The organism is Desulfolithobacter sp. (assembly GCF_054025815.1).
Genome location: NZ_JBPMMS010000042.1, coordinates 141,382 through 161,063, shown reverse-complemented (window position 1 = coordinate 161,063; position 19,682 = coordinate 141,382). Strand labels below are relative to the sequence as shown.

General features: G+C 53.2%; 22 protein-coding genes. All 22 read right to left on the bottom strand.

Going from position 1 to position 19,682, the window contains the following annotated elements; all coding sequences use genetic code 11:
* Positions 1-495 (bottom strand): N-acetylneuraminate synthase family protein (locus tag ACXJJY_RS12315; RefSeq protein WP_456388262.1); only part of this gene is annotated, 495 nt, incomplete at its 3' end.
* A 1-nt stretch (position 496) separates the two neighbouring features.
* Positions 497-2,194: a cytidylyltransferase domain-containing protein gene (locus ACXJJY_RS12310; protein WP_456388260.1), complete on the bottom strand. Its 1,698-nt coding sequence runs from the start codon at positions 2,192-2,194 to the stop codon at positions 497-499.
* Between the two features lie 142 nt (positions 2,195-2,336).
* Positions 2,337-2,783 (bottom strand): flagellar assembly protein FliW, encoded by a 447-nt coding sequence (fliW, locus tag ACXJJY_RS12305; RefSeq protein WP_456388258.1) that lies wholly within the window; start codon positions 2,781-2,783, stop codon positions 2,337-2,339.
* Positions 2,780-3,022 carry a carbon storage regulator CsrA gene (gene csrA, locus ACXJJY_RS12300; protein ID WP_456388256.1) on the bottom strand — a complete coding sequence of 81 codons (243 nt, stop codon included), beginning with the start codon at positions 3,020-3,022 and terminating at the stop codon, positions 2,780-2,782. Before csrA ends, fliW begins: the two co-directional genes overlap by 4 nt.
* A 440-nt stretch (positions 3,023-3,462) precedes the next feature.
* Positions 3,463-4,419 (bottom strand): flagellar hook-associated protein FlgL, encoded by a 957-nt coding sequence (flgL, locus tag ACXJJY_RS12295; RefSeq protein ID WP_456388254.1) that lies wholly within the window; start codon positions 4,417-4,419, stop codon positions 3,463-3,465.
* Positions 4,420-4,422: 3 nt separating this feature from the next.
* The gene (flgK, locus tag ACXJJY_RS12290; protein ID WP_456388252.1) at positions 4,423-5,835 is read right to left on the bottom strand and encodes a flagellar hook-associated protein FlgK; all 1,413 of its coding nucleotides are present in this window, start codon (positions 5,833-5,835) and stop codon (positions 4,423-4,425) included.
* A 289-nt stretch (positions 5,836-6,124) separates the two neighbouring features.
* On the bottom strand, positions 6,125-6,478 hold the full coding sequence (locus ACXJJY_RS12285) for a flagellar protein FlgN (protein WP_456388250.1): 354 nt from the start codon (positions 6,476-6,478) through the stop codon (positions 6,125-6,127).
* Between the two features lie 4 nt (positions 6,479-6,482).
* Positions 6,483-6,773, bottom strand: coding sequence for a flagellar biosynthesis anti-sigma factor FlgM (gene flgM, locus ACXJJY_RS12280; protein WP_456388248.1), 291 nt, complete (start codon positions 6,771-6,773; stop codon positions 6,483-6,485).
* 248 nt (positions 6,774-7,021) lie between these two features.
* Positions 7,022-7,342 carry a rod-binding protein gene (locus tag ACXJJY_RS12275; protein WP_456388246.1) on the bottom strand — a complete coding sequence of 107 codons (321 nt, stop codon included), beginning with the start codon at positions 7,340-7,342 and terminating at the stop codon, positions 7,022-7,024.
* Between the two features lie 5 nt (positions 7,343-7,347).
* A complete protein-coding gene (locus ACXJJY_RS12270) occupies positions 7,348-8,472 on the bottom strand; it encodes a flagellar basal body P-ring protein FlgI (protein WP_456388244.1) in 1,125 nt (374 codons plus the stop codon).
* 40 nt (positions 8,473-8,512) lie between these two features.
* Entirely contained in the window at positions 8,513-9,199 is a 687-nt protein-coding gene (locus tag ACXJJY_RS12265; RefSeq protein WP_456388242.1) for a flagellar basal body L-ring protein FlgH, read from the bottom strand.
* Positions 9,200-9,201: 2 nt separating this feature from the next.
* Positions 9,202-10,155, bottom strand: coding sequence for a flagellar basal body P-ring formation chaperone FlgA (flgA, locus tag ACXJJY_RS12260; RefSeq protein ID WP_456388240.1), 954 nt, complete (start codon positions 10,153-10,155; stop codon positions 9,202-9,204).
* A gap of 6 nt (positions 10,156-10,161) precedes the next feature.
* Positions 10,162-10,947, bottom strand: a complete 786-nt coding sequence (gene flgG / locus ACXJJY_RS12255) for a flagellar basal-body rod protein FlgG (protein WP_456388268.1) — start codon at positions 10,945-10,947, stop codon at positions 10,162-10,164.
* A 58-nt stretch (positions 10,948-11,005) separates the two neighbouring features.
* A complete protein-coding gene (gene flgF, locus ACXJJY_RS12250) occupies positions 11,006-11,737 on the bottom strand; it encodes a flagellar basal-body rod protein FlgF (RefSeq protein ID WP_456388238.1) in 732 nt (243 codons plus the stop codon).
* A 96-nt stretch (positions 11,738-11,833) separates the two neighbouring features.
* Entirely contained in the window at positions 11,834-12,259 is a 426-nt protein-coding gene (locus ACXJJY_RS12245) for a hypothetical protein (RefSeq protein ID WP_456388236.1), read from the bottom strand.
* 20 nt (positions 12,260-12,279) lie between these two features.
* The gene (locus ACXJJY_RS12240) at positions 12,280-13,014 is read right to left on the bottom strand and encodes a FliA/WhiG family RNA polymerase sigma factor (protein ID WP_456388234.1); all 735 of its coding nucleotides are present in this window, start codon (positions 13,012-13,014) and stop codon (positions 12,280-12,282) included.
* Between the two features lie 95 nt (positions 13,015-13,109).
* On the bottom strand, positions 13,110-14,006 hold the full coding sequence (locus ACXJJY_RS12235) for a MinD/ParA family protein (RefSeq protein ID WP_456388232.1): 897 nt from the start codon (positions 14,004-14,006) through the stop codon (positions 13,110-13,112).
* On the bottom strand, positions 13,999-15,273 hold the full coding sequence (gene flhF, locus ACXJJY_RS12230; protein WP_456388230.1) for a flagellar biosynthesis GTPase FlhF: 1,275 nt from the start codon (positions 15,271-15,273) through the stop codon (positions 13,999-14,001). Before flhF ends, ACXJJY_RS12235 begins: the two co-directional genes overlap by 8 nt.
* Positions 15,263-17,362 (bottom strand): flagellar biosynthesis protein FlhA, encoded by a 2,100-nt coding sequence (gene flhA / locus ACXJJY_RS12225; protein ID WP_456388228.1) that lies wholly within the window; start codon positions 17,360-17,362, stop codon positions 15,263-15,265. The genes flhF and flhA overlap by 11 nt, the downstream gene beginning before the upstream one ends.
* Complete coding sequence (gene flhB / locus ACXJJY_RS12220; RefSeq protein WP_456388226.1) at positions 17,362-18,435, bottom strand: flagellar biosynthesis protein FlhB; 1,074 nt, start codon at positions 18,433-18,435, stop codon at positions 17,362-17,364. The genes flhA and flhB overlap by 1 nt, the downstream gene beginning before the upstream one ends.
* A gap of 165 nt (positions 18,436-18,600) precedes the next feature.
* Positions 18,601-19,380 (bottom strand): flagellar biosynthetic protein FliR, encoded by a 780-nt coding sequence (gene fliR / locus ACXJJY_RS12215; RefSeq protein WP_456388224.1) that lies wholly within the window; start codon positions 19,378-19,380, stop codon positions 18,601-18,603.
* Positions 19,381-19,386: 6 nt separating this feature from the next.
* Positions 19,387-19,656, bottom strand: a complete 270-nt coding sequence (gene fliQ / locus ACXJJY_RS12210) for a flagellar biosynthesis protein FliQ (protein WP_456388222.1) — start codon at positions 19,654-19,656, stop codon at positions 19,387-19,389.
* Positions 19,657-19,682: the final 26 nt, after the last annotated feature.

Here is a 19,682-nt window from a genome sequence, read left to right as displayed (position 1 = left end):
CGTCGGGTAGGCAGAGACGCAATGAAGGAGCGTGATGTCGCGACAACCTGCTTCCCGTAATGTCGTGACTGCCTCGGCAATTTCCTCCATGGTCGCCATGCCGGTGGAAAGAACAACTGGCTTGCCGGTTTCGGCACAGGCGATCAGGAGATCTTTCCAGAGCAGTTCGTAGGATGCGATCTTGTAGAAACTGACAAACGGAGCCAGCTCGTTCACCGCTTCCAGATAGAATGGCGTACATGAAAAAGCAATATCATGTTCCACGCATTTTTCATGGAGAAGAGGAAGAAACTCGGTGGGCAGTTCCCACTGTTTTCTTTTTCGATGCTCGGCACTGCGCCGGAGGACAGAGGGGGCAAAAAGTTGGTCTATTCTGAACAACTGAAATTTGACAACGGTGCACCCTATCCATGCGGCTGTTTCGATAAAGCGATAACAGCGCTCGAGATCCTGATTGTGGTTGCTGGATACCTCGGCAATGAAGCTGACAGTCATGTTATGGCTGCTCGAAGAGTGACTTTATTTTACGCACAATGTTCGGGGTGCCGTCTTTCATGGTGTCTCCTGTCTGTTCGCCCAGGGCCATGTTGATTATCCTGGCAAGTTCGTCCTCACGCAGGTCATCTGGCACCATGATTGGTTTGAGTCCAAGGTTTCTGTAGAAAGATCGGGCATCACGATCATGGGCAGCGGAAAACGGCCAGGTTACCGGATAGGTGCCCAAGGCAACAGCCTCGTAAAAGGAGACTCCAAATCCGCTCAGCAAGACCCGGCTCCGGGCCAGGAGATGATGGAAATTGGTACATTGTTGTTCTATGACGTGCACAGAGAGATCCGTCTTTCCTGCGAACTTTCTGATCACGTCTTGCTGCCATTTGTGGTGCAGATAGACCAACAGGTCAATGTCCTTTGCAACCTTGTTCCTTGTCATCCTGCTGATCTCCCGGCGAAGAATCACATAGTCGCGGCCCGCAAGGATTGCAGGGTTTTCGCCGGTGGTTTTGTTGGTCAGGATTTGCGCTGTAACGCCCGGGATAATAACAAGATCCGATTCTTGGGTCCAGTCGTCGATCCTGTCCAGGACGACGACCTTTGTCTCGTTTGAGAGAGCTTCTCTCCACCTGCATGGCAGGGTATTATCACTGTTCAGGTCCAGGATTATAAGATCAAAGGAAGGAAGCCGGACGTTTTTTTCAGGATCGAAAAGATCCGATATCGTGATGTCCATGGGAAGAAGAGGAAACCCCACTGCCTGAAGAGAGCTTCGTGCTTCCTGGTCACCGGACAGGAATGTGCACGGCCATCCAAGCCGTTCCGTGATCTGCAGGGCCAGCTCACGGCTCCGCATGAGATGTCCGTATCCGTAGTCTTCACCGGCATCCACCACCACAAGAACCTTTCTGCTGCTCTCCTCAACCCCTTTCTGGTGGACGTGACTGTTGATGTCCAGAAGAGAGTGGTCCTGCTGCAGGAGACCAATGGCTGCAGAGAGGCTGTAGGCAGAACCCCGGGCGGCAAGAGCATTGTACAACGCATTGTGAAATTCGAGATCCGCCCAGGTGTCAATAGAATATCGATGGTGGAACGGGGCATGGATTTCCTCTGGCAACGTGATCCTGTGACAGGTGAAAAGATCTGGCCGCTGATGAAGAATCGGGAAATGATGTTCCTTCAGGGCCGGACGATCCGACAGATCATCGGCACGTTGCCAGGCTTTAATTCTGGCAACCAGGACACCTTGCAGGGCAGGGTAGTTTCCTGGTTTGTTCTGTCCGGCTGTGACAAAGTCCGCCTCAGGATGGCACTTGATTGCTGAAATCAGTCGATCAATGGCCGGAGCATGGATCAGGGGGCAGTCGCCGCTGACAAGTACGCATATGTCTGCCGAGAATTTTTCCGCTCCTTTCCTCAGCCTGGTGGTCACACGATTAACGTCTCCCTGGTAACTGTACGCAGAGATCCCGTGCTTTCTGGTCCAGGACAAGAGGGGGATGTTTTCAGGTTCGTCTGATGTGGCAAGGACTATCTCATCGATATGTCGGCATTTTTTGAGTTCATCAAGAAGGTGGTCAATGAGTGTTTTGTGGCCGATTTTCCGGAACTGTTTTGCCGGAAGTCTGGATGACCCGAGACGGGCCACAATAAATGCGACTGTTCGTTCCGGTTGATTTGTATCCTTGCTGTGACCCTGCATGCCTGCCTGTTCAGCTCAAGTTTTGAATCGAGGATCTTGGGGGGCGTTGGGAGCAGAGCCGGAGTCCTCAATTAAAGTGGAAGTTTTCAGGACTCCTTGCTGGCTCTGTTGCCAGCAACATCATCCTGGTTCTTTTTGCTTTTTACTTTCCAGAGGGTTCCACCCTGGGCAGCGGAGTCCTGACATCATAGGGAGAGTTTTCCAGTATCACCTGGACCGCACGGTTGCTTTCGGGAGCAAATAAGAGTGGGGCTTTCAGGTTCAGGGTGATTTGTTGATCCGGGTGCACTGTAACTATGGCCAGAACGAAAAGCTTGGACTCCTGGTCAGACTCAAGCCTGCTGAGGATATCTTCACCTGGTTCCGGGACTGCGTAATCGGGAAAAAAGTTGGTTGGATCGGTTACGACAAAGGCAAACTCCGGGTTGTCGACGCACTGGATCCAGAACAGGGGCCCTTCTTTCTTGTTGGGCATGACAATGAAGTGCTGGAGATCTTCGAGCCCTACGAGTCCTTCCGGAAAATAAATTGTTTTTTCAGGGTCGTATTCCACCTCGCCAAAGCGGGTTATTATTTTTTTAAGCGTCATTTTTTTACCGTCCTGGTTGCAAGAGAATCGCTGAGATTATCGAGGTCTGTAATATCCCAGCGGGCAGCTTCTATGTTTTCCTGGCAAATCCGGTCGTAAACTTCCTGGCGGTATATTTTCGTCGTCCGGGGAGCTTCAATACCGATCCGGATGGAGCCTCCCTTGGACTCGATGATTTTGACAACAATGTTGTCGCCGATGACGATACCTTCTCCCGGCTTTCTGGTCAGAACCAGCATGATGGGGTTACTCCTGTCCGCACCTCAGTTCCAGGTGCTGGTTTTGTATTTTTGATACGAGCAGCAGTGTTGACGCATTGACATCTCTGAATGGTCAATGATTCCTGATACCAGGATGGAGGCGGTGGAGAGTTGTTCTCCTTTGTGAAATCGCTGCTCCCATGCGGTTACCGACCGGTGATCTTCCGGCACCTGTGTGTCTGCGGCCGGGCGCGACCGGTGACCGCCTTTCATTACGTATCCTGATATGATGCGTTTTTTCATGTCCTTACAGTATGGGATAGATTTCTTATAATTACAACCGTATTCTCAATCTCTGCACCAGGAGTTTGGAGAAGGGGCCTCAGCGCAGTGCGTATTCGGAGAAAGCGGTTTCGCGCGATTTGCGAGTATTGGTCAGGCACAACCGTGCAAAGATAGGGCCCCTGTGAGCGTTTGCGTTACATGAAATCAAGGATTGATAGCCTGGAGATTTTAGAAGTTATGCTGAGAGCCGCCTCGTAAGCAGTTTCCTGTTCCATGATTGCGTTGAATGCCTCGATGGCATCTGCGTCTTCGTATCTGGAAAGGATCTGTTTAAGGTCAATTTTAACCTGTTGCTGGTGCAGGATCGCTTCATCTATTCTGGCGGCCCTGTTGCCCATCTGACTGCGAAGCCGCCGGTTTTGTTCGGCCGCCTTGTCAAGCTGGATTTGCTGAACATTGAGCGCATCCATGTCGCCTCTTCTGATGGCGTCCTCGGTCAGGGCCAGAACAGCGAAAATATCGACCCGGTCACTGTCAACGGAACCGTCCAGGTCTGAGTCCCCAATAAACAGTTCCGCCCCGGTCAGGTTTGTCTGTATTTTTTCGCCAGGTGAAATTTCAAGATAAACGTGGTTGTTGTCTCCCTGGTAGGTGTAGGGCCAGGTGGTTGAGTCGTTTGGATCATACAGGTCCGGGTCGAAGGAATCGTTTTTGACAAAAGGGATTGTTTTGTCTTCAAAGCCGGAGAATATGTATCGGTCGTTTATGATTCCATTGGCTGTGTCGGCCAGTTCTTCCTGGATATTCTTCAGCTCATCGGCCAACACTGCCCGGTCTTCGGAGTTAAGGGTTGCGTTGGCCGCGTTGATGGCTATTTCCTTGGCTCGTTGCATGATTCTTTCCACATGCTCCAGAAAACCATCTGTGGCCTGCATGGTATCTGCCGAAGTAGCCATGGTTTCCAGGTAGCGGTCCACATTGCTGATCTGTTTTCGCATCGAGAGAACCGGACGAATGGCCGAAGGATCATCGGAAGGCTTGATGAGCCGTTTGCCGGTTGCGCCGATATTCCGCAGTTCTTCAAGACGGGTCGTGATATCGTCCAGGCGTGAGCCCAGCATTCTGTAGGTGGTTCCCTGGGTGGCCTTCATGGTTTACCTCTTCATCTGGAGGAGAGAGTTCATCATTTCGTCAATGGTGCTCAGGAATTTTGCCGACGACTCGAATCCTCTCTGGTACTGGACCAGGTCAATCATTTCTTCGTCCAGAGATACGCCTGAGTATCCATCCCGCAAGTTCTGCAGCTGGACAAGGGCGTCTTCTGCACCATTACGTGCCAGGTCGTTACGGTTGGCCTCGATTCCTACGGTTGAAACCATCTTGGAAAAGTAGGCATCATAGGTGTCCCCGTTCAAACCTGCGATTGCCTGCCGCTCGAGAGCTGCCATGGCAAGGGCGTTGGTGTTGTCTCCGGGAGGAGCAGGGGTTCCTGGCGGATCGGTGGGGCCACCGGCAGCCAGCTGGCTGGCATCGGTGATTTGTACTGTCAGGTTACGGCTGGGATGATCTTCTGGATCCAGGGTTGCGGGATCGACAAAGAAGTTCAGTCCTGTGGAACCATCCAGTCCGGTACCGTTTTGATGAACCTGGTTTACTGAGTTGGCGATTTCGGTGGCAAGGGTGTCAAGGTTGTCGCGCAGGTCCCCGATGAATACATCGCGCATATAAAAAAGGCCTTTCATCTCTCCGCCAAGCTGGTTCAGGCCTATGTCCTGGGTTGATCCGGCAATGTTGACCTGCAGGTTGACATCGCTGCCATTCATGACAACCTCGATCTTCATTGCCTGCCCCCCCTGGACAAGAGGCAGCCCGCCTGGCAGTTGCACGTTCAGCATGCCGTTGCTGTCGGTATATGTCTGTACTCCCAATGTCTGGGAAAGATCCTGAATCAGCAGGTCTCTCTGGTCTCTGGCCGCGTTGGCGGTTTGACCTGATGTTTCCACCTGGCGGATACGATCGTTTACTTCCGCTATCTGGTTCAGTTGTTCGTTGATGGTGTCTACCTTGGAAAGAATGGAGTTGTTGATGTTTTGACGGACATTTTCCAGTTCGTCGTAACTGGTTTTGAAGGCGTCACCAAGGAGCTGGCCCCGCTGGATAACCGTGTCCCGTTCCACGAGACCGCTCGGGTTGGCTGCGAGCTGCTGCCAGGCGTCGAAGAATCGGTCTATTTCCGAGGCCAGGTTGTCTTCCGAAATGCTGAATATACGCTCGAGCTCGGCCAGGGAATTGGATTTTCCCAGCTCCTCGCCATAATCAATGTTTTTTTCCTGGAGCTGGCGATTGATGAACACATCGTAGTCGCGCTTCACATCGGTGACCGTTACGCCCTGGCCGACGAAAAAGTCTCCCCAGTTCACCGCCGGGATCTGTGTCAGCTCGGCCCGTTGCCGGGAGTAGCCCGGCGTGTTGACGTTGGCGATATTATTACCGACAATTTCGATGGATTTCTGATTAACCGACAGGCTTGTCTTGCCTGCATTCAATGCTGTGAGAAGTCCGCCCATGTCTTTGTGTCCCTGTTAAGGATATCGAGGCTTTTTGGAGACCCCAGCGTCAGTCATGGGGCCAGAGGCACTACCTGCCTATCATATCGGCAGAAAAGAGGTAGATGTTTAGAGCAGCTTTGATTTGCAGCGGGACTGGAAAATGAAAAAAAAGGGAGCGAAGAAGGAGAGAGCTACAGTCGAGACAGCTTTGCAGGGGTCGGTGAGCTGCAAAGGCGACAGCTGGGACTGATATTCTTTTTGGCCCGTGTCGGGCCAGGCTATATGGTGAAGGCTGGCAGCGGGTTGTTTAGATTTTGCCGGAGAGCAGACGACCGTTGACCGGTGGGGCCATGGTTTGGCCAGTTTGGCCGTAGATGGCTGGCACGGTCCTGCGGCCGAAAAATTCCATGGTCTCCTGGATCCAGTTCAGTGTTGACTTGAAAAGATAGGCGTTGCGCCTGTTTTCCATCCTGACCTGACGGGCGTATTCATGATCGTCGGGATGCAGGTCCTTGACCGTATCGAGAACCTGGATCAGGGCCTCTTTCTCCTTTCTCAAACGGGCCATGGCCTCAAGGTCCATGTTCTTGGCATGTTCCCGTTCTTCACGGATGAGGTCCCGCAGCCGGATGAGATGCTGGCGCACGGTTTCCCTGGTCATGGCGTTAACCTTCCTCCACCAGAAACTTGAGCAGGCTTGAAGCCACCCGGTCGAGATCCGGCTGGTACGAGCCGTTGCTGACCTGTTCTTTGAGCGCCTGTACCCTGGCTGCCCGTTCTGTGTTTTGTGTGGGGGTCGTTGCCTGCATTTCGGATGCACCCTGAAGTGCGGTGGCAAAGGTGGTTGATTGTCCTTTTTCACCTTTTTCTGCTTTTTGAGGACCTCCGGGGGAATCTGTCTTGCGGACTCCGCCGACCTGGCCAAACCCTTGGACTCCGAAAAAGTTGACTGTCATGATGCTCACCTTTAATTTACTGAAATCAGGTCTTTTTTTGTTTTAAGAGCTTCTTGCTTTACCTGATTTTCATCCTGTCTGTGATTCGATCTTGCGAATCACTGCAGTTTATTTTCTTTCTCTTACTTATCGTATCGACAGCAAGAAAAAATATCTTTATACAAAAAAATTTTTTTTTGGCTGAGTCATTTCGGCTGGCAGCGCTCCAGCATTCCCGGCAATATGGGTTCTGGAATGTTTTGCAGTCATCAGAGTGTATTTTCGTTTTTGTCCAGCAGTCTCTGCATTTGCCGGTACATGGTGTCTGCCATGCCTGTGCTCTGGGTCCGGGCCATTTCAGCCGCGAGTTGGCTGTCAAGCATGTCCTGGTAAATATCATGGGCATTGTCTTTGTCGAACAGGCCGCCCTCCGGTACGGTCTTTCGCATTGATTTCAGGAGGTACTGGATAAAGATCGCCTCAAAATCCTGGCAGAGCTTTTTCAAGGTCTCAGGATCATTTTTTGTCTCCTTCGGCGCAGGATTTGTTGAGGGACTGATAACGGTTCGGGGATCAATCTGCAGGTTCATGGTTTTCACAGTATGACAAGTTCTCCCTGAAGGGCTCCGGCGGCCTTGATGGCCTGGAAAATAGCGATCAGGTCGCGGGGTGTTGCGCCTATCGCGTTCAGGGCCTTGGCGATATCGCCAATGGAGACGCCCATTTCGAGCACCACCATGTTTCCCTGATCCTCGCTCATATTGATGGTTGTCCGTGGCGCAGCCACTGTCTGCCCCTCTCCCAGGGGGTTGGGCTGTGTAACTTCGATTGGCTCGGTGATCACCAGGTTCAGGTTGCCATGGGACACGGCTACGGTGGAGATCCGTACGTCTCTGCCCATGACGATGGTGCCGGTGCGTTCATTGACCACGATTCTTGCAGGAGCATCGGTCTGGACTTCGATCTTTTCAAGATCGGCGACAAAGGACACCACATCGCCCTGGTATGCCGACGGCATTTTGACCCGGACCGAACTCGAGTCCATCGAGTGGGCGGTATCCTGGCCAAACCGGGAGTTGATCGCTTCTGTCATCCTGGCCGCGGTGGTAAAGTCCGGCTGCCGGAGCTGGTAGAGCAGGTTGCCGGTGTCTGGGAGTCGGTAGTCGATCGGCCGCTCGATAACCGCACCGCCCGGAATGCGGCCCACGGTGGGGTGATTTTTCTGGACCTTGGCCGTCTTGCCTCCGTACGAGATCGCTCCAACGTTCAGCGGGCCCTGGGCCACAGCGTAAACCTTGCCGTCAGGCCCCTTGAGGGTGGTCATCAGGAGTGAGCCGCCGGCCAGACTCGAGGCGTCACCCATGGAGGAAACGGTTACGTCAATGGCTGTTCCGGGACGGGCAAACGGGGGCAGGGAAGCTGTGACCATGACAGAGGCCACGTTTTTTGTTTTCATCTGGTCAAATGTTTCCGGGGTCAGGGCCAGGCCCAGTCTCTTGACCATGTTGATCATCGCCTGTTTGGTGAAAACAGATTTCTTGATGTCATCTCCGGTTCCATTGAGACCGATGACCAGGCCATAACCGATCAGCTGGTTTTCCCTGACACCCTGAATATCGGCGATGTCCTTGATCCGGGCAGCCTGGCTCCATGATTCGGCAAGCAACGAAAAGAGTATCGTCAGGACCACCGTATACATTTTAAATGAAGTCTGTTTCATGGCCATATCAGTTGTCGTCTGTCTGTCCGGGAAAGGTCATTTAGAAAGGCCATACATTGTCGACAATCCGCATCAGCCAGCCCGGTTTCTGTTTGTCGGACAATGCTCCTTTTCCGGTATATGCTATCCTGGCATTGAGGATATGACTGGAGTCAATGGTGTTGTCTGCTGTTATGTCTTCGGGCCGGACGATTCCTGTCAGATAGATAATCTGCTCCTCATTGTTGACGATGATGGATTTGCCGCCCCTTATTTTCATGGTTCCGTTGGGGTAAACTTTGATTACCTGGGTTGTCAGGGTGGCAACCAGGTCCTCTTTGCGCATGGTTTTGCCAGATCCTTTGAACTGGTTGCTGAAAGTTGCGTCAAGCAGAGTGGTCATGTCCACTTTCTGATTTTTGGCCATGATGGATTTTTCAAGGCCGAAAAGAGCGGGAATACCGGCAGACATGGAAGTGTCGCGTCCGCTTTGGGTGGAAGCTTCCTTGCTGGCCCTGGCTTCTTCCTTGATCGTGATGGTGACAATATCTCCAACTCGCCTTGCTTTGACGTCGGCATACAATCCCTCACGCTCACCGGGCCATAACGAGCCGGGCGACCTGGTGCCTGGTGGTGCACTCATAACGGGTTCGAGGGTGTCCGGAATTTTTACGATCCGAGGTTCTCGGGAAGCGCAGCCGGTGAGCACCAGAAGAGATGAGAAGAAAAGAATGAAAAGCTGTTTCATGGTTAAAACTCCACAGAAACCAGACCAGGGGCATCCACCCGGCAGTAGATCAGTTTTCCAGAATTCATGTTTTGTACCCGAACAACATCACCGGGACGACCATCCATGCGCGACATGCCGGTGGCCGTCAGCTGGAGACCGCTGCGGCTGGCAATAATCTTGACCAGGTCTCCCTTGCGGATAACCGGTGGCTCTTCAACATGCCGATGCTCGATTGCTTTTCCCGCGTGCAGGGTATAGCGGACCTGCATCCCGATGATATTGTCAGGGTTGAAGAAAGGGTCCTGCAGGGAGGCGATATCTTGTCTGGTCATGCGAATTTTGTCTGCGGTTACAATCTGTCCCCGGCGCAGGGTAACAGCAGCGGTGGCTACCCTGGCCAGGACTTCAATTCTGCCCCGGACAGTGCAGTTACGCACAGTGGTTCCGTTCACTTTAAAGATGATCGAAAAACTGGAGCTGCCGATTATTTCAGGTCTTGAAGGGACGACCTTCCAGTTCAGCCTTCCGGACGGCAATGTGAATGGGGCCGGAATGCGTAGAGAGGAAAAACGTATCTGGCCCCTGGGCAGTTTGTTCAGGTTTTGCTGGAGGTAGTCTGCCAGAATCTTTTGTATTTGTTTCCTGTCTATGACAATGCCGTCACGCTCCACGATGATATTGCCGGATCCCTGCCAATATGCGTCTTGCAGCCGCTGGTCACCGGCCAGTCGGCGGATCACGTCTTCAGCCTGAAGTTTCCTGGATTGGCCTGGTAGAGGTGCGCGGCCGACCAGGAGGCTGGCAATGGAGCGGGTCTGGTCGTTCTCCGGGTTCAGAGTGGCTATGTCCCCCAGGGTGATTTTGTCCGCCTGTACCACGGCTTTTTCCCTGAAGGTCACCACCAGGGATGAAGCCTGGGTTATAGCCGGGAGAACAACAAGAAGAAGGAGAAAGACAGATTTAACCAGAAACATTTCAGGTTACACCATATTGACCGTTGTGCGCATCATTTCGTCTGTGGTGGTTACGGACTTGGAGTTGATTTCAAAGGCCCGCTGAACGGTAATCATGTTGGCCATTTCCTCGACCATGTTGACATTGGAACTTTCGAGATAGGTCTGCAGAAGAATACCGAGACCGTCGGTCCCCGGCGTGCCAACCGTGGCGGCGCCCGAGGCGTCGGTTTCCCGGAACAGGTTCTGGCCGATGGCGAGGAGGCCCGAGTTGTTGGTGAATGTGGCCAGGTCGATGTTTCCAAGCTGGGTGGCCGTGGTGTCATCTCCCAGGAGAGCGCTGACAATACCGGTTTCGCTGATGGTGATCTGTCTTGCATTATCGGGGATGACGATTTCCGGATCCAGCGGGTAACCATCGGAGGTTGTCAATCGACCGTCGCCGTCGCGTTTGAGTGCCCCGGCCCTGGTGTAGCCGGTAATACCGTTGGGCATGGCAACCATGAAAAATCCTTCCCCTTCGATGGCCACGTCAAGGGGGTTGCCGGTCTGGATCAGTTCACCCTGGCTGAACACTTTCTGGACAGCGGCGGTGCGTACTCCGAGACCGACCTGGATGCCGGTGGGGGACCTGGTTTCCTCCGACGTCGGGCTGCCAGGAACCTTGATGGCCTGGTAGAGCAGATCCTGAAAGTCGGCTCTGCTTTTTTTGAAGCCGGTGGTCCCGACATTGGCCAGGTTGTTGGCAATAACATCCATGTTGAGGTTTTGAGCCCCCATGCCGGTAGTTGCTGTCCACAGCGATCTCATAATAGTTGTCTCCCGTGAGTTTCAAGCAGTTGGCTGTCGTTTACGCTGGTACTTTTTCCTGTCATGCAACAGTGCCAAGCTCGCTCTGCTTTTCGCCCAGCTTCGAATAGCTTTTCATGGCCTTGTGATAGGCCTCGTATTTACGTAATGTATTGATCATCAGGACCATCTCCTCCATCATATTGACGTTGGAGAGTTCAAGGTGCCCCTGGACTACCCGGCTTTCAGGGTCCGGAACCGGTATGGCTCCATCGAAGGTAAACAGGGAATGTCCCGCCTTCTTAAGCTGGTCGGGATCATCCACGGTATAGATCTGCACCCTGCTTTCAACCGTTCCGTCCACCGAGATATTGCCGTTGTTGTCGATAATGATGCTTTTTCCGGAATAACCACTTATCTGCACCGGTCCGCCACCGTCATCGAGCAGGTTGTGTCCGGCAGGGGTTTTGATGAAACCATCCTGATCGACGATGAAATGACCCTGGCGGGTGAGATAGCTGGTGGTTTGGTCCTGGACCATAAAAAAACCCTTTCCGTCAATGGCAAGGTCAAGGGGGTTATCTGTCTGGCGCATGGGGCCAGGGGTGAAGTCTGTCCCGATCTTACGGATTCTGGTGAAGTTTATCCCTTTGGCTTCGTTCACCTGCTGGCGGCCACGGAGCAGGGATTCAAAAGAAACCCGGTCTTTCCTGAAGCCAGAGGTTGATACATTGGCAAGATTGTTGCTGATGGTGGACATGGCCTGTTCCCTGGCCACTGCACCTGAAAGAGCACTGTATTTTCCTGATACCATAACTCTTGTGTCCTGTTTTGTTGCCCGGGTTCTCCGGACACGTGGAACCTGTGACAGGTTGCTCTTTGATTCTTTCGTCACTATCCCGGGTAATCTTTAGCCGCGCGAGGCCATTCTTGCCAGGGTGACCAGTTGCCTTGCCTCCGCTCGGGCAATGCCCAGTATGGAGGAAATTTCGTCGATGGTCATACCGTTTTGGACCATGCTGGCTGCATAACGGTACTTCTCCGGCGGCTCTGCGCTGCCGTTCTGGTGCAGGGCGAGGCGGGGTTTTTGCAGCCTGGTGGTGATTTCCGCACTTGCCAGGGTGTCGATGAACTCTTCCTGTTCCCGGCGGCTGGTCTCGAGCCGGTTTATTTTTTCCCGGGTTTCCTGCAGGGTTGTTTCCAGCCGGGTGATCTCTTTGTGCTGCTTTCGCACTGTTCTTCGAAGAGAGAAAATCACCATGACAAGAAGAAGAAAGAGCACGAGGAGCCAGGATGTTGTCCACAATTCGGAAGAGGTGGTGATCATTGGAGTCATGACGTCTAGTTGGGACTCTGTTAACCGTCGTAGAAGTCCGCGTTGAGCAGCTTGACACGCAGCTTCAAAAGGGCCTGGCTGTGGAGCTGTGATACCCTCCCCTCAGAAACCTGAATGACCTCGGCGATTTCTTTCTGGGTCAATTCTTCATAATAGTAGAGAGCGATGACCAGCCGTTCCTTTTCGGTCAGCTCTTCGAGCAGTTCGGCAAGCAGTCTGGTCAGTTCCTGATTTTCGATCAGCTCCAGGGGGGTCGGGCCCTCGTGATCTTCCAGGCTGTCGAGGAAGTTGCGGCCCTCCTCGGTGTGATCCAGGGTCTGGTGCAGACTGACGCATCCAAGATGGCTGACCTGGCCAAGGAGATCGTGATACTCGTCCAGGGTCATGTCCAGCGCTTCAGCCATCTCTTCTTCACTCGGTGACTGTCCGAGTTGACGTTCGAGTCGGAGCATGGTCTGGGTGAGGCGGTTCTGTTTCTCCCTCAGGGAACGGGAGAACCAGTCCTGTTTACGCATTTCGTCGAGTATGGCCCCGCGTATCCGGTACTCGGCAAAGGTTCTGAACTTGACCCCCTTGGATTCATCGAACCGGTTGGCGGCATCGATCAACCCCACCATGGCGGCGCTGGTCATGTCGTCTCTGGACATGAACGAAGGAACTTGCGGGACCATCCTTTCCACAAGCAGCTCTACGAGAGGCATGTGCTCGCGGATAAGCAAGGAACGATCATCCAGTGGCGGGACTTGAGGAATCATTTTTATACTTGTTGATGCAACAGGTTTACGTTTTCGTTTTTGAATTTTGGTTTGTCGCAATATCAAACCCCTTGGACTCGGTCCCGATTCGGGGCTTATTTGCCGAAATCCAGGAGTCTTTTCCAGAAAAACTGTATGGAACCTTTAGGTTCGAGATGCTGTGTTTCTTCGATCATGGCCCGGGCTATGTTTTCAAAAGCCGCACTGGTCCTGCTGGCAGGGTGCAGTTCGACTATGACTTTCTGTTTGCGGATGGCGTCGACCATTTGCCGGTCCATGGGGATGGATCCCAGGTAGTCGATGGATATGTCAAGATATCGGTTGGCGACCATGGTCAGCTTGCGGAACACATCCAGGGCTTCGTCTTCACTGCGAATGCAGTTGACTATGAGGTTGAAGTGTTTTTCATGATACTGGGTGGACAGCAGTTTCATGAGAGCATAGGCATCTGTGATGGCGGTCGGTTCCGGGGTGGTGACCACCAGGATTTCCTGGGCCGCGGTGTTGAAGTAGGTCACGTTTTCGGAGATACCCGCTTCGGTGTCAATCAGTACGACATCGAATTTGCTGTGCATGGAATCCAGGGCCTCGAGCAGGCGCATTTTCTGCCTGGAGTCAAGCTTGGTGAAACGCTGGACCCCGGAACCGGCCGGAAGAATCATTATGCCTTCCGGTCCGCGGACCAGAATTGACTCAAGGTCGATGTCGCCGGAAAAAAAATGATTGAGGTTATAGCTCGGAGCCAGGCCGAACACCACATCTATATTGGCAAGTCCCAGGTCTGCATCCAGTATGAGGACGCGTTTGCCCATGCGGGCCAGCAGAACGGCCGTGTTGGCAACCACTGCTGTTTTGCCGACCCCGCCTTTACCGCTGGTGACGGAAAAAACTCTGGTCGTATGGCCGGCCTGGCCGGATAAATCTGGATTGTCGAAGTTGCGGGCCCTCAGGGTTTGGGCCTGGTCGTTGTAATCTACTGCGTTGTCAGCCATGATGCAGAGTCCTGTTTGTGTCCATGATCATCCCTGCGATGGTCTCGGGGTCCGGGGTGATGATGTCTTCTGGCACGCGCTGTCCGTTGGTCAGGAACGAGATCGGGGTTCCTTGCCTGATGTGCAGATTCAGCAGTACACCCAGCTGGGAACACTCGTCTGCCTTGGTAAAGATAAAATGGTCTATGGGCAGGCTTGAGAAGCGGCGGATAATGGTATCGAGCTCTTCGTCTCTTGTGGTCGCCGAAAGGACCAGGTGGTTTTCAATTTCAAAATGAGGCCGCAGAAAGCCGGCCATTTCCTCGATATCCATGCTGTTATGTGGGCTGCGTCCGGCTGTGTCAATGAGTACAAGTTCCTTGTCCCTGTGTTTTTCAAGGGCTTTTTCCATGTCTTCGGGGCGGATGACCACCTCCACCGGCAGTTTCATGATCTCTCCATAGACTTTGAGCTGCTCGACCGCGGCAATGCGGTAGGTATCAATGGTGACCAGGGCGATGCTTGGCGAGTGACGGCTCAGGTAGTTTGCCGCGATCTTGGCTATGGTGGTGGTTTTTCCCACCCCGGTAGGACCTATGAGGGCCAGACGCTGTTGCTTTGTTTCCCGGACCGTCAGCGGGTGGCTGGTCCGGAACAGGCCGGTGATGGTTTGGGTTAGAAATTTGTCAAGAGTGGCGGGGTCCGGCAACTGGTCGCCAAAGCTCTGGCGGGTGTATTCAGCGATGGTGGCCGCAGCTCCGTTGTTGATTCCCAGTCTGGCCAGCCGATCCATGACCGGGTGTTCCACAGTTTCCTTCCTGCGGGAGTGGATATATTCCGGTTCCACGTATGGACTGGCGACACTTTGACTGGTTATTCCGGCGAGCCGTTCGCTCAGACCGTGTATCAGGCTGCGCAGTTCGCTCAATTCCTCACGCATTGAGGCGTCCGGCCTGTCCTGGGAGGAGGTGGCGGTGTTCCCCGCACCTTTTCCCGGCTCAGGGGCAGAGTTTTTCCACAACGATTCATAGGTCAGCTCGGTGCCAACCGGTTCCTGTCCGGCCGGGTCGAGAAGGGCCTGGCGGTCTATGCTGTCCGGTTCGGTCCTGCTTTCAGGCCATGGTTTGTCAATGGCTGCTGTTATTTCAAGGACCGGCTTGCCAAGCATTCCCAGTTTCCCCCGACGGACGGTTCTTGTGGAAAGAATAAGGGCGTCCGGCCCGAGGGCTTCTTTGACCTTTTTCAGCCCGCTCGCCATGTCCCGGGCCTCAAAAACTTTAACCTGCATCGATGGTCACCGTGTCGAGTGATTGGATTTTCATGTTGGTGGCGATCTCGTTATGGGAGAGTACTGCCAGGTTAGGATAATAGCGCTCAGTCAGCCTTCTGACATGGGGGCGGATCTGAGGAATGACCAGCAGTACAGGTTGTTGGCCGGGAGGAAAATTGTTGAGAATTGTGCCCAGGCTGTCGAGAATTTTTTGGGCAATCTGCGGATCCAGGGCCAGAAAACTGCCGTGTTCCCGGTGCTGGATGGATTTCTGTATAGTTTCCTCGACACTCCGGTCCAAGGTGATCACCGGCAAAGTGTTGTCAGGCTGGACATACTGGGACGAGATGGAGCGGGCCAGGGCATGGCGGACATACTCGGTCAGTACGTCGGTGTCCTGGGTCATGGGGATGTAGTCAGCCATGGTTTCCAGGATGGTTCGCAGGTCTCGGATGGACACACCCTCTCGGAGAAGGTTCTGGAGTACCCGCATGATGGTGCCCAGGTTCAGGACACCGGGTACAAGGTCCTCGACCAGTTTGGGATAGCTTTTTGCCAGGTTGTCAATCAGGTCCTGGGTCTCCTGGCGGCCAAGCAGTTCGTGTGCGTGCTGTTTGATTATCTCGCTTATATGAGTGGCCATGACAGTTGTGCAGTCAACAACCGTGTATCCTGCGATCTGGGCCTGTTCCTTCTTGTCTTCGGTGATCCAGACCGCGGGCAGGCCAAACGCCGGCTCCTGGGTCGGTATTCCCTTGATGGTTTCAGTGACGGTTCCCGGATCCATGGCCATATAGTACCCCGGCATCATCTCGGCCGTGGCAATCTGAACGCCCTTAAGGCTGATCACATACTGGTTGGGACTGAGCTGCAGGTTGTCTTTGATGTGGACTGGCGGGACGATGAAACCAGAGTTCATGGCAAACTGTTTACGGATCCCCTGGATCCGCTGGAGCAGTTCACCGTTTTGCGCGGCATCGACAAAGGGGATCAGTCCGTAGCCAACTTCCAGCTCAAGGAGATCCACTGTCAGCATGGCTTCGTAATTTTCTTCCTGGATTGCTTCAGGTTCTGGAGGACTGACGACTGTCTCGTCCTGCTTTCTTTTCTCTGCCAGATCGATACGCCAGGCAAGGAAAGCCATGGCGGACGAGATGACCAGGAAAGGAAAGAAAGGCAGGCCCGGGATAAGGGCAAACAGAAGCAGGATGCAGGAAACCACCCAGAGTGCTTTTGAGTAGCGGGTGAACTGTTCCTTGAGCTCGGATCCGAAATCGTCCTGACCCGCTGCCCTGGTGACCAGCATACCTGCTGCAGTTGAGATTATCAGGGCTGGAATCTGCCCCACAAGGCCGTCGCCAATGGTCAGGATCGTGTAGTTCTGGGCCGCTTCGGCCATGGGCATGCCTTTCTGCATCACTCCGATGATGAATCCAGCACCAATATTGATAATGGTGATGATGATACCGGCGATAGCATCACCACGGACAAACTTTGAGGCACCATCCATTGCGCCGTGGAAATTGGCCTCGTTGGCGATTTCTTCCCGCCGCCGCCGAGCCTCGTCTTCGTTTATGAGTCCGGCGTTCAGGTCAGCATCTATTGCCATCTGTTTGCCGGGCATGGCGTCCAGTGTGAATCGGGCAGCGACCTCGGCGACCCGGCCTGCGCCTTTGGTAATGACGATGAAATTGATGATGACCAGGATGACAAAAATAACCAGGCCGACCACATATGAACCGCCCACCACAAATTGCCCGAAAGCCTTGATGACCGAACCGGCCGCTCCAAGCCCCTCGTTGCCGTGGAGCAGGATCAGCCTTGTGGAGGCGACATTGAGCGACAGGCGAAACAGTGTGGTTGCAAGCAGGATGGACGGAAAGATGGAAAATTCCACCGCTTTTTCGGTGTACAGGCTGATAATAAGGATCAGCACTGCAAGGGTAATGTTCAAAGACAGGCAAAGGTCAAGCACCAGGGGCGGAAGCGGGATGATCATCAACATCAGGATGCCGATCAGGGCGAGGGAGGCCCATATATCACTGCGCCCCATGAATTCTCCCAGCCGTTTCTGGCTGAACAGTGCCTGTTGCTGGACGGATTCCATTACCTGGTGTTGTGTCCTTTAAGTGAGTATACGTGAGCCAGTATCTCGGCCACAGCCCGGAAAAGCTCTTCCGGTATCGACTGGCCTATCTCGACTTTCGAATGCAATAATCTTGCCACAGGAGGGTTTTCGACAATTGGGACGTTGTGCTCCCGGGCAAGTTCACGAATTTTTCCGGCCACCAGTTCCTGGCCTTTTGCCAGTACTATCGGGGCTTCCATCTCGCTCATGCGATACTGGATCGCCACGGCTATCCTGGTCGGATTGGTTATGACCACATCGGCATCAGGAACCGCAGCCATCATGCGGCTGCGGGCCATTTGTTGCTGGATAGTACGGATTTTTGACTTTATGTGCGGATCACCCTCTGTATCCTTCATTTCTTCTTTTTGTTCCTGCTTGGTCATTTTCATTTTTTCTTCCATCTCCCAGCGCACAAAGCCATAGTCAATAATTGCCAGAACAATCATGACACCACTGACCTTCAGCATTATTTTAGCGGCGACAACAGCAAAATATCGCAGGGAATCAATGAGTTCCGCATCCATTAGGATGAGCAGTCGATCAAATTCGCCCTCTATGGTTCTAAAGGCGATGTAACCGATGATGACAACCTTGAGGGTGGACTTGATCAGCTCAACAAGTGAGCGTTTGGAAAAAAAACGGCCCACGCCCTTGATGGGGTCGAGCTTGCTGAAGTCAGGTATCAGTGGTTTGGTGGTAAAGAGCCATCCGACCTGGGAAAATGTCGAAAAAAAACCAATGACCAGGGCCAACAGAAAAAGTGGTGCCATGAGCAGTCCCAACTGCTGGAGAAGAAAGACCGAGAACTGATGAACAGAAGACGGGGTGATGGAAAACGTTCCTGCACTGGCCCAGATGGAGCCGGCCAGCCTGGCCAGGTGGCCCCAGAATGACGGCGCGTAGAACCACCAGAGCAGCAGCATGGTGGTGAATAATGCCGCTGTGGCAACTTCGCGGCTCTGGGCCACCTGGCCTTTTTCGCGGAAATCCTGTCTTCGTTTCGCGGATGGGGATTCTGTACGTTCCCCGGTTGGTGTGTCTTCTGCCATTCTTTTCGTATTTTACGGAAGAAGAAGATGTGGCGTGGCGGAACCTGTCTGCCGGCTGGGATCTGGTGGCTGCCATGCAAACAATGAACCGGAAAGGTTATGCGGGATGATATATGTTGGATTCCGGCCTTTGACTGCCTGGTTGATGGGGTTTTGTCGTGGACGTTAGCGCAGAAGTTCGAAGAGGAGGAGAATATTTCTGCCCAGAGTGTCAAATTCTCGTCCAAGGACCAGAAGTACAGAGTTCAGTGTCAAACCTATGACAATAAGGGCAATACCTATATTGAGAGGAAAAGAGAGCATGAAGACGTTGAGTTGAGGAAAGATGCGGGCCATGATACCAAGCACCATGTTGGACAGCAGGAGAATGATAAGAATCGGGGCCGAAAATTTTACCCCCAGGATGAACATCCTTGACCCAAGATTCATTAGAAGTTCCACTGCACCATTTGAGAAGTTGAGATATCCCGGTGGGAGAAGCTGGTATGATTCGATGATGAGACGAAAGAACATGTGGTGGACATCGAGAGCCAGAAAAATGAGAATGGCCATAACATTTTGAAACTGACTCATCAAAGACAGCTGCTGGGTTGTTTGGGGATCAAAGATGTTGGCTGCTGCAAACCCCATCTGGTAGCCGATAACAGTGCCGCCAAAGTTGACTGCTGTAAAAACAAGGTTTGCCGTGAGTCCGATCATAAGTCCCAGGAGAACTTCGTTGGCCATGAGAAGGCCCAGGGTAAGGGGAGAGTATGTTGTGTCCGGGGTGTAGGGCGCCATGAGCGGGAAAAGAAGCAGGGCGGTGGCAAACGTGAGGCCCACTTTCAGCTGGGGAGGGATCTGCCTGCTGCTGAAGACCGGAATGGCGCCGATGATGGCCCCGGTTCGAGAGGCGCAGATGAGAAAATTTTCGAACTGGGCCAGGGGGATAATTTGCAGGTCCATGCCGTGTTACCGGCCGACAGTGGAAATCCCGCTGATCAGTCCGGTGGTGAATGTGATCAGCAGGTTCATGATCCAGGGGCCGAAGATAAGAAGGGTTATAAAAACAGCGATTATTTTTGGAATAAAGGTCATGGTCTGCTCATTGATCTGTGTCGCGGCCTGAAAAGTACTGACCAGAAGACCTACGAGCAGGGCAACGATAAGCATGGGCCCTGAGGCGAGCAGAACTGTTTCTACGGCTTTTCTTCCTATGTCGACAACGGTTTCCGGACTCATGATTTCTTACCTGTGGGACTTAATCC

What these genes read in the sequence shown, in the direction of transcription:
- ACXJJY_RS12310 (WP_456388260.1), bottom strand. Translation starts at nt 2,194, where the DNA reads ATGCAGGGTCACAGCAAGGATACAAATCAACCGGAACGAACAGTCGCA.
- fliW (WP_456388258.1), bottom strand. Translation starts at nt 2,783, where the DNA reads ATGACGCTTAAAAAAATAATAACCCGCTTTGGCGAGGTGGAATACGAC.
- csrA (WP_456388256.1), bottom strand. Translation starts at nt 3,022, where the DNA reads ATGCTGGTTCTGACCAGAAAGCCGGGAGAAGGTATCGTCATCGGCGAC.
- flgL (WP_456388254.1), bottom strand. Translation starts at nt 4,419, where the DNA reads ATGAAGGCCACCCAGGGAACCACCTACAGAATGCTGGGCTCACGCCTG.
- flgK (WP_456388252.1), bottom strand. Translation starts at nt 5,835, where the DNA reads ATGGGCGGACTTCTCACAGCATTGAATGCAGGCAAGACAAGCCTGTCG.
- ACXJJY_RS12285 (WP_456388250.1), bottom strand. Translation starts at nt 6,478, where the DNA reads ATGACCAGGGAAACCGTGCGCCAGCATCTCATCCGGCTGCGGGACCTC.
- flgM (WP_456388248.1), bottom strand. Translation starts at nt 6,773, where the DNA reads ATGACAGTCAACTTTTTCGGAGTCCAAGGGTTTGGCCAGGTCGGCGGA.
- ACXJJY_RS12275 (WP_456388246.1), bottom strand. Translation starts at nt 7,342, where the DNA reads ATGAACCTGCAGATTGATCCCCGAACCGTTATCAGTCCCTCAACAAAT.
- ACXJJY_RS12270 (WP_456388244.1), bottom strand. Translation starts at nt 8,472, where the DNA reads ATGAAACAGACTTCATTTAAAATGTATACGGTGGTCCTGACGATACTC.
- ACXJJY_RS12265 (WP_456388242.1), bottom strand. Translation starts at nt 9,199, where the DNA reads ATGAAACAGCTTTTCATTCTTTTCTTCTCATCTCTTCTGGTGCTCACC.
- flgA (WP_456388240.1), bottom strand. Translation starts at nt 10,155, where the DNA reads ATGTTTCTGGTTAAATCTGTCTTTCTCCTTCTTCTTGTTGTTCTCCCG.
- flgF (WP_456388238.1), bottom strand. Translation starts at nt 11,737, where the DNA reads ATGGTATCAGGAAAATACAGTGCTCTTTCAGGTGCAGTGGCCAGGGAA.
- ACXJJY_RS12245 (WP_456388236.1), bottom strand. Translation starts at nt 12,259, where the DNA reads ATGACTCCAATGATCACCACCTCTTCCGAATTGTGGACAACATCCTGG.
- ACXJJY_RS12240 (WP_456388234.1), bottom strand. Translation starts at nt 13,014, where the DNA reads ATGATTCCTCAAGTCCCGCCACTGGATGATCGTTCCTTGCTTATCCGC.
- ACXJJY_RS12235 (WP_456388232.1), bottom strand. Translation starts at nt 14,006, where the DNA reads ATGGCTGACAACGCAGTAGATTACAACGACCAGGCCCAAACCCTGAGG.
- flhF (WP_456388230.1), bottom strand. Translation starts at nt 15,273, where the DNA reads ATGCAGGTTAAAGTTTTTGAGGCCCGGGACATGGCGAGCGGGCTGAAA.
- flhA (WP_456388228.1), bottom strand. Translation starts at nt 17,362, where the DNA reads ATGGAATCCGTCCAGCAACAGGCACTGTTCAGCCAGAAACGGCTGGGA.
- flhB (WP_456388226.1), bottom strand. Translation starts at nt 18,435, where the DNA reads ATGGCAGAAGACACACCAACCGGGGAACGTACAGAATCCCCATCCGCG.
- fliR (WP_456388224.1), bottom strand. Translation starts at nt 19,380, where the DNA reads ATGGACCTGCAAATTATCCCCCTGGCCCAGTTCGAAAATTTTCTCATC.
- fliQ (WP_456388222.1), bottom strand. Translation starts at nt 19,656, where the DNA reads ATGAGTCCGGAAACCGTTGTCGACATAGGAAGAAAAGCCGTAGAAACA.